General features: G+C 45.6%; 8 protein-coding genes and 2 pseudogenes. All 10 read right to left on the bottom strand.

The features are described from left to right. Nucleotides 1-324: 324 nt before the first annotated feature. Entirely contained in the window at nucleotides 325-3,951 is a 3,627-nt protein-coding gene (locus LPY66_RS06955) for a PolC-type DNA polymerase III (protein WP_443112479.1), read from the bottom strand. A gap of 136 nt (nucleotides 3,952-4,087) precedes the next feature. Beyond that, on the bottom strand, nucleotides 4,088-5,815 hold the full coding sequence (locus LPY66_RS06950) for a proline--tRNA ligase (protein WP_337987364.1): 1,728 nt from the start codon (nucleotides 5,813-5,815) through the stop codon (nucleotides 4,088-4,090). Between the two features lie 442 nt (nucleotides 5,816-6,257). Then, nucleotides 6,258-7,001, bottom strand: a complete 744-nt coding sequence (locus LPY66_RS06945; RefSeq protein WP_337987363.1) for a Rossmann-like domain-containing protein — start codon at nucleotides 6,999-7,001, stop codon at nucleotides 6,258-6,260. A gap of 75 nt (nucleotides 7,002-7,076) precedes the next feature. Continuing rightward, nucleotides 7,077-8,180, bottom strand: coding sequence for an ABC transporter ATP-binding protein (locus LPY66_RS06940; RefSeq protein ID WP_337987362.1), 1,104 nt, complete (start codon nucleotides 8,178-8,180; stop codon nucleotides 7,077-7,079). Continuing rightward, nucleotides 8,177-8,920 carry an ABC transporter permease gene (locus tag LPY66_RS06935; RefSeq protein ID WP_337987361.1) on the bottom strand — a complete coding sequence of 248 codons (744 nt, stop codon included), beginning with the start codon at nucleotides 8,918-8,920 and terminating at the stop codon, nucleotides 8,177-8,179. Before LPY66_RS06935 ends, LPY66_RS06940 begins: the two co-directional genes overlap by 4 nt. Before the next feature lie 46 nt (nucleotides 8,921-8,966). Further along, a complete protein-coding gene (gene modA / locus LPY66_RS06930) occupies nucleotides 8,967-9,803 on the bottom strand; it encodes a molybdate ABC transporter substrate-binding protein (protein WP_337987360.1) in 837 nt (278 codons plus the stop codon). A gap of 329 nt (nucleotides 9,804-10,132) precedes the next feature. After that, nucleotides 10,133-10,636: pseudogene (locus LPY66_RS06925) on the bottom strand (DUF5714 domain-containing protein); the annotation flags it as partial. A gap of 273 nt (nucleotides 10,637-10,909) precedes the next feature. After that, nucleotides 10,910-12,268, bottom strand: a pseudogene (gene trsS, locus LPY66_RS06920) (radical SAM (seleno)protein TrsS); the annotation flags it as partial. A gap of 584 nt (nucleotides 12,269-12,852) precedes the next feature. Then, nucleotides 12,853-13,650 carry a nickel/cobalt transporter gene (locus LPY66_RS06915; RefSeq protein WP_337987359.1) on the bottom strand — a complete coding sequence of 266 codons (798 nt, stop codon included), beginning with the start codon at nucleotides 13,648-13,650 and terminating at the stop codon, nucleotides 12,853-12,855. 122 nt (nucleotides 13,651-13,772) lie between these two features. Further along, nucleotides 13,773-14,843 carry a flavodoxin-dependent (E)-4-hydroxy-3-methylbut-2-enyl-diphosphate synthase gene (gene ispG / locus LPY66_RS06910; protein WP_337987358.1) on the bottom strand — a complete coding sequence of 357 codons (1,071 nt, stop codon included), beginning with the start codon at nucleotides 14,841-14,843 and terminating at the stop codon, nucleotides 13,773-13,775. Nucleotides 14,844-15,136 lie beyond the last annotated feature (293 nt).

Here is a 15,136-nt window from a genome sequence, read left to right as displayed (position 1 = left end):
GACAAGTACCTTGTTAACTCTAAAATTATAATATAATGGCGAGCAGATTTTTTGTAAGACAAGGCGGAGGATTGAGTCATACCGAGCGTATGGGGATTGACGACAACGCAGTATTACAAAAAATCTGCCGTCAGGATGTATAAGATTTAGGGTTAACATGGTACTAAGTACCAGAGTCCTATACCAAATGAAAGAGTGGGTAATCCCCACTCCAAACCAAAAATCCTGCTTAGAATAATATTCCTGCATTTACTATATCATATACTTTTTCGGACTGCAATATTCCGAATCATATCTTGACCTGAAAAACATCGTCAAATAGCGCTAAAATAAGCTTAATTGATTCTTCTCAGGGATCCCGTCCAGACAGCCGTGTTTTTGCAGTGCTTCAATAACGGTTTTGCTGATTTTCCCCTGAGACTTGGCTTGAAGATCCTCGATGGATTTGATTCCGCCTTGATCTCTGATTTTTGCCAGTACTCCGGCAGCGGTATCGCCAACCCCCTGCAGTGAAGATAATGGCGGAAGCAGCCCATCCGGTGTGATCAGGAACTGATCGGCATCCGATTCCCAAAGGTCAACTTTGCGAAGTTTGATGCCACGGCAGTACATTTCGACAGCAAGTTCCAAAATTGTCTGCAGATTTTTATCTTTGGCGGTGGCGCTATTCCCCTTACCGGCGATTTCTTTGATCATTTCCCGGCATTTTTCCACACCGGCGCAAATCAGTTCCGCATCAAATTCATCTGCTCTGACCGTGTAAAATGTGGCATAGAAGGCTTCCGGATAATTGATTTTGAACCAAGCGATACGATACGCCATCGTCACATAGGCTGCAGCGTGGGCTTTGGGGAACATATAACTGATTTTCTGACAGGAGTCGATGTACCAATCCGGAACATGCTTGGCCTTCATGGCCTCAATATCCTCCGGCTTTAAGCCTTTGCCTTTCCGGACCTGCTCCATGATCTTAAAGGCGTGACTCGGATCCAGATCCTTTTGAATCAGGTAGATCATGATGTCGTCACGACAAGCAATAATATTGGAGATATCTGCCGTCCCCTCCAGGACCAGGTCCTGCGCATTGCCTACCCACACATTGGTGCCGTGAGAAAGTCCGGATATTCGAACCAAATGGGAAAAGCTTGAGGGTTTGGTATCTTCCAGCATCTGCCGGACAAACTTCGTCCCGAATTCAGGGATACCGAGCGTGCCTGTATTGGAGCCAATCTCCTCCGAGGTAACACCTAAGGCGTCGGTACTGGAGAAAAGCGAGAGGGTCCGCCGGTCATCCAGACGAATCTTTTTGGCATCAACACCGGTCAGATCCTCCAGCATTTTGATCGATGTCGGGTCGTCATGTCCCAGGAGGTCGAGTTTGACTAACCGCCCGGAAATCGAGTGGTAGTCAAAATGCGTTGTGATAATGTCTGAGGAAGTGTCGTTAGCCGGCCGCTGCAGCGGTGTAAAATCAAAAACGTCGCATTCTTTCGGTATGACCATCAGCCCGCCCGGATGCTGCCCGGTTGTCCTTTTAACCCCGCTGCAGCCTTTAACCAGGCGGTTCAATTCCGTCTGATTAAATTTCTGCTTTCTCTCTTCGAGATAGTTTTTGACAAAACCGTAGGCCGTTTTCTCAGCGACCGTCGCAATCGTCCCGGCCCGGAAAACGTTTTCCTTGCCAAATATCTCTTCTGTATATTTCATCGCCCGGGGCTGATATTCTCCGGAGAAATTCAAGTCAATATCCGGAACCTTGTCACCTTTGAAACCAAGGAAGGTTTCAAACGGGATGTCGTGCCCGTCTTTAAACAGTTCCTGGCCGCATTTTGGACATAGCTTATCCGGTAAATCAACACCCGAACCGACACTTCCATCGGTGACAAATTCAGAATACCGACACTCCGGATTCGTACAGCGGTAGTGGGGCGGCAGCGGATTAACCTCCGTGATCCCGGTGAACGTCGCCACCAACGACGAGCCGACGGAACCTCTGGAGCCGACAAGATAACCATCCTCGTTCGATCGTTTCACCAGCAAATGGGCAATCAGGTAAAGCACCGAAAACCCATTGCCGATGATCGAGTCAAGTTCTTTCTTTAATGTCTTCTGGACGATTTCCGGCAACGGATCGCCATAGAGCTCATGCGCTTTGGCGACGGACATATCCCGAATTTTTTCCGGAGCCCCTTCAATTTTTGGTTCATAGAGTTCGTCAGGAAATGGCTTCAGTTCTTCGATTTGATCCGCAATCATCCGGGGAACGGTGACAACCGCCTGATACGCATCCGCTTCGTCAAGATAGGAAAATTCGTCGAGCATCTCCCGGGTTGTCCTGAAATAAAGAGGTGCCTGATTATCCGCATCCGCAAAGCCTTTGCCTGCCATAAGTATCCGTCGGTATACCTCGTCTTCCCTGTCCAGGAAATGGACATCGCAGGTCGCCGCAACCGGAATCGCTAGTTTCCGGCCTAATTCAACGATGGTCCGGTTGAAATTCTTAAGCTCGTCCTCATTTTTAGCTTCTCCGCTGTTGATTAAAAAGTAATTGTTGCCGATGGGCTGTATTTCCAGATAGTCATAGAAAGACGCAATTTTCTCCAGTGTTGAGGCATCTTGTTTTTGAATAATGGCCCGCATCAATTCACCGGATTCACACGCCGTACCCAGAATCAATCCTTCTCTGTGCTTAACCAGTAACGAACGCGGGATACGCGGACGGCGATGAAAGTATTCCATATGGGACAAGGTAACCAGCTTGTAGAGATTTTTTAAACCGGTATAATTTTTGGCAAGCAGGACGATATGGCATGATTTGCTGCGGTTAATTTCGCCGGCATTTTTCCCTTCGTCATCGACTAAATAGCCTTCCATGCCCAGAATCACTTTGACGCCGTATTTTTTCCCTGCTTCTGCGGCATCCGGAAACGCCTGAACGACGCCGTGGTCGGTGATGGCTATGGCGGGATGTCCCCATTCCCCGGCCCTTTTGATAATATTTTGAACGGTGGAGACGCCGTCCATCTCGGAAAGCTTCGTATGTAAGTGCAGTTCCACCCGCTTTTCTTCCGCGTCGTCCGGTCGGATTATTTTCGGAATCCGCATCAGGTCTCTGGGCATCAGGGTCAGCTCGGTGGTATAACGGTCAAATTGAACCGGCCCACGAACCCGGACATTCTCGCCGACGTTCAGTTCCATCGGGGTTTGACCCTCGTCAAAGAACAGTTTGCAGCTGATGGAGTTGGTCTTATCCGTCATGCCGAATGACAATAACTGCCGTCCGCTTTTCAGCACACGGATTTCTGCTTCGCAAATTTCACCCTCCACGATGACTTGTTTTTCTTCATCGATAATATCGGCGATGCGATGAGTTGCTGCTTTGATCTCTTTGCCAAGCAAGATACAGCTTTGTTTAGTTTCCTTCTTTTCTACAGCGGGCTTCTGGGCAAAGATCTCCTCAAGGTAACGCTGCTCTTCCTTTTCACAATCGAAGAACGTCGCTTCTTCTGAAGGTTCATCTTCGATTTCCCAAGCAATTTTTGTATCTAAGCCGTATTTTTGACTAAAACAGTCTTCGATGCTTTCCTGTTTCATTCTGCAGTATTCCAAGGCCATCTGATTCGCAACGAAAAAGGTCAGTCTGTTCTCGATGACCTCGTAACGGATCGACGCATTCAGCCATACTTTCAGAGACGGTACTTTGTCGTGAATCTCCCGAATTATTTCTTCCCAATAATCCTCGCATAATTGTTCCAGTCCGATATCCGGGGACAGCTTGATCTGTATGTCGACCTGGATGCCATGATCGAGCTGTTCTTCCAATAATTCAGCTAAATTGTGCAATACCTGATCTGGTACCGGACATGACGAAGAAAGGCGGAGGATCCACTTTCTTTCTTCAGGAACAACATCCACCTTTTCCAGCCATATTCTATTCAGGAATGCGCTGATATCCTTATTATTCGTATCGTGATTATCTGCATCAGAACCGATATCCGTTTCCGCTGCCGTCGATAGTCCTTTAAAAAATGGTGTCTCATCTAATTTGACAGCCGCATTCAACACCCGTATTCCTCCAAAATCACTTTTAGGCCTGACAAGCTTCTCGGATAATTTGCTGAACTCGGCCGCACACGCAGTCGACTTCCACTAATTCAACTTCCCGGGTACTGCGGGTATAAAATTCGACTTTCCCCTCAGCCAGTGCCTTAGCCCCAATGGTCAGTCGGATCGGATATCCGACCAGGTCGGCATCCTTGAATTTAACTCCGGGGCGTTCATCGCGATCATCGATCACCGTTTCCACTCCGGCTTTGTTTAATTCCGCATAGAGTGTATTCGCTGTGGCCACAACGTTTTCATCCTTTAAAGTGACAGGAACAACAATGCAATGATAGGGTGCGATCGGAATCGGCCATATAATGCCGTTTTCATCGTTGTTCTGCTCAATGGCCGCCGCCATCGTCCGGCTGACGCCGATACCGTAACAGCCCATGGAAATGATCTGTTCTTTGCCGGCATCATCCAGATAGGTGGCCTTTAAGGCTTTACTGTATTTTGTTCCGAGATTAAAGACTTGTCCGACTTCGATGCCGCGGGCTTCCTGCAAAGCAGCTCCGCACTTCGGGCAGGGTTCGCCGGCAATAACCATCCGCAGATCGGTGATCGTATTAGGGATAAAATCCTTTCCACAAGCCACACCCATCCGGTGGTAATCTTTCTTATTGGCGCCGCACACGGCATTGGTCATTTCTGCGACTTCCAAATCAGCAGCCACAAAAAGATCGGAGGCAAGACCGACCGGACCGATAAAACCATGCTCACACCCCAGAACGGTCTGTACTTCACCGGGATCCGCCATCCGGAGATTCAGAAAAGGCCCGAGGGCATTATTGACTTTGATCTCGTTAATTTCACGATCACCGCGGACCAAAAGAAGCATGTACCGGTCATCGCCTTTATAAAGCAGGGCTTTGATCGTGGACGATGTTTGAATACCGAGAAAATCCGCCAACTGATCGATGGTTTTGATATCCGGTGTGAGAACGTCTCCCGAACGACCGGCAAGACCCGGATCTTCCCCGGCAGGACGCGACACGCATTCGGCCTTCTCCACATTAGCGGCATAATTACAATCCGGGCAGAATACAACAGCTGCTTCGCCGGATTCGGCCAGAACCATAAACTCATGGGTGCCGCCGGTGCCGCCGATCGCTCCGGCATCCGCTTCCACCGCCCGGAATGTCAGTCCGCAGCGTGTGAAGACCCGCTCGTATGCTTCATACATCTGACGATAGCTTTCTCTGGCGCTTTCAGGATCCCTGTCAAACGAGTAAAGATCTTTCATAATAAATTCCCGTCCGCGCATCAGTCCAAAGCGCGGCCGGCGCTCGTCACGATATTTATTCTGAATCTGATAAAGCAAAAGCGGCAGTTGTTTATAAGAACGCACTTCTGACCTTACCAAATCGGTGATGACTTCTTCATGGGTCGGTCCCAGGCAAAATTCCCGGTCATGCCGGTCCTTCAGCCGAAACATTTCCGGTCCGTAAACATCCCAGCGTCCGCTTTCTTTCCAGAGCTCAGCAGGCTGAACAATTGGCATCATGACTTCCTGTCCGCCCTTAGCATCCATTTCTTCCCGCACGATGTGCTCGATTTTTTTAAGGACTCGTAAACCCAGCGGCAGATACGTATATATTCCTGCAGCGGCTTTCCGAATAAAACCGGCCCGCAGCATCAGCTGGTGACTGACAACTTCGGCCTCAGCCGGGACTTCACGTAAGGTGGGATTAAGTAGTTGACTTACTTTCATTATCTATTTTCATCCTTTCAAGCGCATGTTTAATTCCAAACCCATAGTCAATATTACCATTTTTTCAGGGGGTTAAACAACCTCTAATAAGATGTAATCCATCATAATCCCCCAAAAATTTATTGGGAGCCAGAGGGACAGGGAGACAGAGGGGACGTAGACCTTTGTCCCCTTGTCGATTTAAGAACAATAGGATTTTAACTTAACATAACTTAACTAAATTACGCCTTCACGAACAATTCTATCCTACAGAAATAATGCCATATCCTTAAGAATATGGCAAAATACAGCTTGATTGAGTATTATTTTAAAAAGAAGAATTATGAGGGAGTCGTCCAAAAGCCGTCCATCGTGTTTCTCAGATAAATATGGGGATAGGGGAAAAACGAGCGAAGGGGACGAAGAGGACGAAGGGGACAAAAGTCTACGTCCCATTTGTCCCCTAAAGAGCCTGCGGGCAAAACCGTTTTAACCCCAGCAGGGAAGCGGCACCGGCAATGGTCGTACCAAAAAAAACAACAGGCTTTTTAATGGGAAGAAAGCTTACAATTGAGCCATTACAGATAGTACTTCCCGTAACAAGAAAAAGGTCCGCCCATTCTTCAACCTCTTCTATATTACACATTCCGTTTTCTATTATAGTACCAAACTTTTCTTTCCCAATATTGTCATCATCCAGATCAAAAATTCGCAATTGAAAATGGTTAGATAAAGCATCTGCCATTGCCGGCTGCAGTCCAAACAAAGCAATTCTGGGGTTGCCATATTCCTTAGCGATCATTTCCGCTAATTCCAAACTGCATTGTTTGGGGCCGTCGTCTTTACAATGCACGGTGCGATCTGCCATTTTTAGTTCCCGCATTGCTGCATTAAGTCCCGAAATAAAGACCGCCCGGTCATAGTTTGTATTTAAAGGCATTGTTGTTATGTCTTTCATTTTTCCTGTAAATGTATTGGGCATGTCCGTGAACGCTTGACCCTTAGACGAACCAAAACACGCCTGCATCAATTTTTCTTTGCCTTTTTGGATTGGGAAATCCTCCCTGCCTGGATCGCCGATTGCTTCCTGAGCGGTCAACACACTGCAGGTTATCGTTATCTCCTGGTCACCTAATTCATTCTTCTCTGCCAATTCCCGAAAGTCTTTCTGAAGCTTTTCCAAAAAAGCAGCACCGGTCTCTTTCATGTTTTCCTCCTTTTATAATCAATCAAATTTGCTCATAGCATACGTTTATTTAGTATCCTGATTATGCCATCCTGGTTAAGAAGCTGCAATAAGATGAATATATTTCATATCTACGGATAAATCAACATTTTCTCCAGTCATCAACACCATTTTTTTCCATTCGTTCCTGGATAAAGTAACGTGCCACTTGCCCTTTCCTTGGCACGTTAAGTCTACATGGTTACTGTTGACGTTTACTTTTTCAACGAAGGCCTTCCAGCTGATGATCTGTTTGTCAGCCGGTTTTTCTTCAATAGATCCAGCAGAAACTTGAATATGCCCGCTATGAAGGATAAGATAGGCTTCGCTCACGATATTGGAAGGCAAAGCCTCTTTAGCAATCGGCCCAAAGTCCCAGTTGGAATCCATCCCTCTGAACCGAAATTCCCCGTTATCGCTTTGAATTCTTCCTTTAATAATATTTTCACTTTGCAGAAATGCGGCTACAAAAAGAGAATTGGGTTTATCAAATACAGCCAGAGGTTCTCCTTGCTGGAGGACTTTCCCTTGATTGATGACCATTATCTGCGTGCCAAGCTGTAATGCTTCATTAAAGTCATGGGTAACATGGATGATCCCCATCCCTTCCGACTGATGAATTTCTTGCATGATAGCCCGCATGGAATCACGCGTTTGAGGATCCAGCGCCGATAATGGTTCGTCCAATAAAAGGAGCGGCGGATGGCTTAATATTGCCCTGGCCAGAGATACCCTTTGCTTCTCCCCACCGCTTAAATGACTGGGATAACGCTGCAACAGGTGGGTAATGCCCATGGCTTCCGCCAGTCGATTCATTCTTTTAATTAAAGCGGTGTCTTTATGCTTTTTCTGGGCTTTAGCCCCAAATAGGATGTTCTCTTTAACATTCAAAAAGGAATAAAGCAGACTATCCTGATAAGCAAAGCCAAACCCCCGCGTTTCCGGAGAATGAGCTGTAATCTCGGTTCCTTCCAGCAATATCCTACCCGATGCCGGTTTGCGCAGGCCGGCTAATGTCTCCAACAGCATGGTCTTACCACAACCGGTCGGTCCCAGAACGATTAAGTAAGCACCCTTTCTTAAGGAAAAGGAAATGTCCTGCAGAGCGAATTTTCCTGCTTTTACGTTGAGATCCGATACCTGCAATAAGGATGTTTTCATACTTCAACTTCTCCGGACATCAGTGTTCTTAAAATAATCAGCAGAACCAAAGCTATAAACAACATAATGATCGCTGTAGAAACCGCAAATTTCATTTCACCAATGGACATATTCAGAAATACGGCTACAGATAACGTCTCCGTCCGCATCCGGGTAATTCCTGCCAACATTGCTGTAGCCCCGAATTCTCCCAAAGAACGTGCCCAGGCCATCATAATACCACTGATAATGCCGCTTCTGGCCAGTGGAAGTGACACTTTGAAAAATACTTTCCCCGGCGAGTATCCCAATGTCCGAGCTACATTTTCCATCCGCACGTCCACATTGATAAAGGCTTGTTTGAAGCTTTTGATGGCAAACGGGGCGGCCACAAACCATTGGGCCATGATAACTCCCAGCGGTGAAAAGACAACGCTGATACCTAGTTTGGCCAGATGGTCTCCCAACAGCGGGCCAAAGCAGATCAGCAAGGCAATTCCGCTGACTAACGGCGGCAAAACGATCGGTATATCGACCAAGGTATCAAACAAGGCTTGCCCAGGCAGTTTGTACCTCGCTAAGATATAGCCGCAAGGCAAGGCCACTCCGACGGCCAGAAAAGTTGCCACTAAGGATGTCCAGAGAGTAAAAATGAGTGCAAAATGAAATTCGGACTGTTTCAATACATCGAACAGTGTTCCGGGGTCACTGTAAGTGAATAAGCTGACAATGATCAATAAGAGGAACAGCATCATCACCATGAATGTTAGCCAAAAAGACCCTAGAAACAGACTCTTATTTATTTTATTAAGGTTTGGTGATTTTAAATCCATATTTTTCGAAAACAGCCGAACCGTTATTTTGGAGATACTGCAAGAAATCGTTGGCTAGTTCCTTATCTGCAGCATAGGTCAGAGAGGCGGCATTGATCTGATCTACAGCGTTGACCTTAGGATCGATTTCGATGACAGTGATCGCCTCTTTGTCTTTTACGGTATTGCTGTATTCGATAATCCCGACATTGCCTTGACCCATTTTTATTGCAGCCAATACTTTAGCCGGACTTTCCAAGCTGGCCATGATATTCTTTTCAATTGCTTCGGTTTTTCCGATTTTGTTAAATATTTTATAGGCTGACTTGCCAATGGCTGTTGCGTCTTTATCCGGGATCACCAGTTTAACACCCGGATTAGCCAAATCATCAACTGTAGCTATTTTTGCCGGATTATCCTTTGGTGTAATTATTACTGGGGTCTGATAGGCAAGAGGCCCAACAACCTGATCGATATATCCGTTGTCTTTCCCTTGCTGAATAGAGGTGGTACCACCGGGAATAAAAATATCTCCTTTTTTGCTTGTTTGGATTTGGCTTGCTAAAGCACCGGAATTATTAAAGGTGAGTTCTACCTTCACTCCTTTTTCTTTCTCATAGGATGCTGCCAGTTCAGTCACAGGTCCCTTAAGATTAGCTCCAACATAGGCAAATAGTGTTTTGGTTTGTGCTTGCGTTTGTGTCGTACTGCTGCCCTGGGTTGCTTGGTTGCTCTCTGTGGATGGGCTTGAGCAGCCGCCCAGAAGCAAAATACTGAATGACAGGACTGCAACAATTACTGTAAGAACCTTGTGTTTAGCTTTCTTGAACATTTCTCTTCCTTCCTTTTGACTCATATTTCTCTTATACTAACGAATGGATACCGCAGCATAATAATAACTCACCAGGTCAATACCAAACATAATCAAACTGTAACAATAAGATAATCAGTACATAATTAATCACAAGCGAATATAAACTAACATAACACAGTTTATACTATTTTCGTGCATCCGTCAATATCGGGTATATGTTCATTAAAAAATTATGGTTACCCTGTTGATAACAATCATATGCGTGTATTTCTTATAGAAAGAGCCCGCCATTGCGGCGAGCTCTTCAGAATAACCCTGCTATCATTCCATAACTATTTCACTGCACTCTAATTTGGATAATACGGGCATTTTTCTTGAATGCAGTCTTTATTGTACTGGTATTGCTGACATACATATTTCACTTCAGGTGTCTCCGAAAAATAGTTCGTATTTTTCATAAACGTTCTTATGGCGCTTACAGCTTCTCGTTTGCAACACCTCGGACCACCATATTGACTTATTTCTGACAAAGCCCATCCGGTTACGGCGTTAGCCAAGCCGCGTTTATCGCCGGACATAGGGGTCACATCCTCGATCACTGCCACTGCAATACCAGTTCCGACACAAGCACCGCAAGCGCCATAATAGCCGCAGCCACCCCCTTGAATAAATTTGCCGCGCAAGATGCTTTCCTTAATTTTTGCCCCATCTTTTATGCCCGTCAAGTTTTGGAAGGCAGTCACGAGGACAGCCGGTACAATACTATGATATTCCGGCCCATGCATATTCAAACCGGGAAGATCAAAAATCCGCGTGATAAGTATGAGCGGGTTGTCCTCAGTACTAGCCGTCAGAATGCTTTCAAGCAGATAAAGAATATCCGCACTATGGCATCGGTCACATATGAAATGGCCGTTTACGCATCGTATCTTTGATTCATATTCCTGCCCACAAATTAAGCAGATTTCTTTCACCGAGGTTTTTTCTGAATAGATTAAATCGCTTCCACAAAGCAAACAGCCTTCCGTTTGCTTCACACTTTGGCAACACGATGTCTCCAGCTTTATCGTTTCTTGATCCTTAGCAGTTTGATTAGCCGTATCTATCTTCGACAGCTGCCCTGGTTTTCGGTAATACGATTCTCCCTCCGTACTGGTTAGATTATAGGCGCAAAAAGGCACGATCTTTCCTTCCGGACTAAATACATGCAAACTGCATTCCCGCAATCTTTCGAGGTCAATATTCCAACAATCCTGAAAAGCCATTCCGGTAATGGTAAAGCTATGGGAACGGACTCTGGAAAGGAAATAGTCCATGCTGTCCAATCCCGATTTTTTTAAAATTTGATCCTGGTCATCTTCGACATACACTCTTTCCCAACGTTGTTCTACAAAATTTCTATTTTTCTGAACCGCTGTCGCTTCCGTTGGCTTACTGCAGCATGATTGCTCTTTTCTCCGGGTTAACGACTTAACACTGCCGTCAGGGTACATGACAAAATCTCCATAAAAACCACAGCGAGCGTGATCACATCCCGAGGGGTTAAAATTCTCAACCTTGAAAACACCCTTGGTTTGCTCTTCAATACCCCGTATCACCTCTGGCAGTGTTATGCGCTGCTCATCCGATGGCTTGTCCGAATATCTGCCAAAATAGCTCACTGGCTGAAAATGAATCCCTCTAACCGCCGGGATTCTTGCCAAACCATAGTGAACGATCTCGCCGATATTATCTGCATTAACTCCCGGTACAACTGTTGGTACAAGCACAACACCCAGTTGATTCTCATCACAGACCTGAATTGCCTTTTCTTTTTCGGCTAACAAGCTGCGTCCTCTGAGTTGTTGATATATTTCATCCCGTGTCCCGTCAAACTGCATGAAGACAGAAGACAAGCCAGCCTCCTTAAGTTTTCTTGCGTATTGAGGTTCTTGTGCCAGACGGAGCCCGTTGGTATTCAGTTGAATATAAGGAAAACCCAAGTGATTGGCCAGTCGGATAATCTCCGGCAAATCACTGCGTACCGTAGGTTCTCCTCCGGAAATATGGATAAACGGTTTGCCTCGATTGGCCAGGAATTCCAGCCACTCCTTAATCTTTTCCCAGGAAGGGTCGGCACTTGCTTTATTGCTTTCTGCATAACAATAAGTGCAGTTAAGATTACAGCGCTCGGTTACTTCCAGCACAACACAACAGGTTTGCTGCAGATGTTTGGCACACAAGCCACAATCAAAAGGGCACCCGTCCTTTGCCTCCGTCATACACACCTGAGGATTGGAATGCAATTTTTCTTTTTTCCAGGACTGAAAATTAAGCTTTTCACAGCCCCGCCAAATAATTGTTGAAAAATCACCATGCTGGGGACACGTTTTATGCATATAGATATCCCTGTTGCTTGAAACATGCTTTGCAGGTATCTTATTCAGGCAGACGGGACATATGCTTTCCGTTACATGGAGTACTTTTTTTTCTATTTGATGCATTGTCATCCTCCCAAAAAGCAACCTTTCCGGTCACTAAGAAAATTGCCAGTAGTTCTGTTCAATTGACCAAACAGCTGCCGGCGATTTTTATTGAAATTATAGAATTATTGTATAATTATTATGGACATATTTCAATTATGCAAATACCGCTAACGTGTCGGATGTCCACCGGGAGATACATTTTTTGATTATACCAACCCAAATAACCTTGCAGTTTGAGCAACCAAGAAGCACAATATAACCTTATTTGGGACACCATTTTAATCCATAATTATTCGCTCCCTATGATGTTATTTTCAATGATTCAGATGGGGTACACATTGATTAATCTTTATGTATATTCTTCATATGAAACTCCTCCGATCGTTAATCTTTATTTGTTGCCCCAGGCTAACATTGTTTGAAATAATTTGGTTAGCCTCAGCTAACTTTTAATCTTCTGGGATATATTACGGCTGGCAGGTATGTCTTGACAATGTCATTCAATGCAATGCAGTAAAAAATAAAAAATCCCCTCAAAACCAAAGGGGAATCTTAAATGATCTGTCTGGTAGCCGATATATACTGATTGCAATTTTTATGGTTTATATATGATTGACTGATTCCAGAATCACCACAGCACCAAGAAATAGTATTATAAAGGATGATGCAATGGCTATGCCGTTTATAACGTTCAATCTTTCAGGACTTATTGTTATTTTTTTACTTGCTTTCACAACGAATAGGCCTATGGCAACCATTGTTATGGCTCCGCCAACTGAAAAGGCACATACTAACCCTAACCCTAAAGAAATTTTACCGGCTGATACTGCTGCCAGCAGAAGAGCTAAAGCACTCGGACATGGAACCAACCCAGTAAAGAAACCCATTAGAAATAAATTAGAATGAGAAGACCCCTTTTTTGATAATGGTTCGCTATGATCATGCCCGCAACTTCCGTGGCAATCGCATTGCACGTGATTGTTGCAGCGACTCGTCTCTTTTTGGGGAATGAGCCGTTTTAAAATTATATCTAAGCCGATATAAATAACGCCGATTCCGGAAAATAATTGAATCCAATAGATTAGGTTTTCCGGAAGCAGCAATTGGATTGCCGTGGTGACCGAAAAGGCCAAAAGGGCAATTGACAGGGTATGAGCCAGCGCTGAAATCAATCCGATGATGACGGCATCCTTCACCTTCGCCTCGGTAGATATTAAATAGGCCGATATAATCGCCTTTCCGTGTCCGGGTTCCAATGAATGCAATGCTCCCAAGCCAATGACTGCCGGTAAAGTATAACTTAAGTCCATATCATTTCTCCTTGTCCACTTTTCTCTTAAAATTTTTATGCAAGTTTGTCTAGTAATATAACCTAAATAAATAGAAAAACTGAACCCCATGACGTTTCAATCATGGAGTTCAGTCGTACGATATAATCCACTCTATTCTATCACATACTCGTGTTGCGTCTTTTGTTTTACTGAAGACAAATCCGTTTTGCATTTTAAACATTTGCTGGCTATTACCGACATTGAATATGCTGCTTGATCCGTTGCATCAGGGCGGGAACAAGCTCTTCCTCCGGTAGATGGGCGACGACTTCTCCTTTTTGAAAGAGCATGCCTCTTCCTTTGCCACCGGCGATACCAAAGTCTGCTTCCCGTGCTTCACCCGGTCCATTAACGACACAGCCCATTACGGCTACGGTAATGCGTTTTTCCGGTGAAGGCAAGGCCTCCAGCTGTTGTTCCACGTCATCAGCCAGTTGGGCTAATTCAATTTGGGTCCGACCGCAGGTCGGACAACTGATTAACTCAAAGCCGCCCTCTTTTAAATTCAACACACGCAAAATATTTGTAGCTACCGGGATTTCCGCAATCGGGTTACCTGTGAGGGATACTCTGATCGTATCGCCGATTCCTTCAGCCAAAAGTGTCCCGATACCCACCGCCGACTTAACCACTCCCGATTTTACGGTTCCTGCCTCTGTTACCCCAATATGCAGCGGATAATCGACCATCCCCGCGATTTGGCGATAGGCGTCGACCATTAGCGGTACTTTGGATGCCTTCAGCGATATTTTGATTTGATCATAGCCCAGATCTTCAAGAATCCGGACATGGCTTAATGCGCTCTCAACCATACCCTCCGCCGACACGCCCCTGTATTTCTCCAGGATGTCCTTTTCCAGCGACCCTGTATTCACGCCGATCCGAATCGGGATCTTTCTTTCCTGAACCGCCCGGACAACCTCCTGAACCTTCCACTTCTCGCCAATATTACCGGGATTGATCCTTAAACCGTGCACGCCGCCTTCAACCGCTTTGAGAGCCAAGTGATAATCGAAATGAATATCCGCAACGACCGGAATCGGACTCATTCCGCAGATTTCTTCCAAAGCCACAGCTGCCTGCTCATTCAATACCGCCACGCGAATAACTTCGCAGCCGATTTCAGCCAACTGCCGGATCTGGGCTAGTGTCGCCTGAACATCCCGTGTATCCGTATTGGTCATCGACTGAATCACAACAGGATTATTCCCGCCAATCCGTACCGATCCGATCTTCACTTCCTTAGCAATCCTGCGCTCCATGCGATAACCTCCTCATTAGCTTTTTGGCTTAGTCTTCTTTTTTCCTTGGGTTTGTCGCTTTGGACATAATACTCCGTTCGCATGTTTTCGTGGCTACTCGCTCCGATTTGACAAACAGTCCACCGGACTCTTTTTCTGCATCGCCTCGCTAAAATGCCAAAACCCCGATGCTTTCAGTAAGTGAACCGTTGGCATTTCCAAACGCTGTGGTTCTCGCTCGCTTAACGCCACTGGCACATCACCTCACTGCGTATTATGTTAAAAGCTACAATCTTTCGGGTCGGTGTGCGTTT

The sequence above is a fragment of the Dehalobacter sp. DCM genome, from assembly GCF_024972775.1.
Lineage (GTDB): Bacteria > Bacillota > Desulfitobacteriia > Desulfitobacteriales > Syntrophobotulaceae > Dehalobacter.
Note: the sequence above shows the minus strand (reverse complement) of the source record. Positions and strands in the feature narration are given on the sequence as shown.

Coding starts and splice junctions, on each gene's coding strand:
- LPY66_RS06950 (WP_337987364.1), bottom strand. CDS start 5,815: ATGAAAGTAAGTCAACTACTTAATCCCACCTTACGTGAAGTCCCGGCT.
- LPY66_RS06945 (WP_337987363.1), bottom strand. CDS start 7,001: ATGAAAGAGACCGGTGCTGCTTTTTTGGAAAAGCTTCAGAAAGACTTT.
- LPY66_RS06940 (WP_337987362.1), bottom strand. CDS start 8,180: ATGAAAACATCCTTATTGCAGGTATCGGATCTCAACGTAAAAGCAGGA.
- LPY66_RS06935 (WP_337987361.1), bottom strand. CDS start 8,920: ATGGTGATGATGCTGTTCCTCTTATTGATCATTGTCAGCTTATTCACT.
- modA (WP_337987360.1), bottom strand. CDS start 9,803: ATGTTCAAGAAAGCTAAACACAAGGTTCTTACAGTAATTGTTGCAGTC.
- LPY66_RS06915 (WP_337987359.1), bottom strand. CDS start 13,650: ATGGGGTTCAGTTTTTCTATTTATTTAGGTTATATTACTAGACAAACT.
- ispG (WP_337987358.1), bottom strand. CDS start 14,843: ATGGAGCGCAGGATTGCTAAGGAAGTGAAGATCGGATCGGTACGGATT.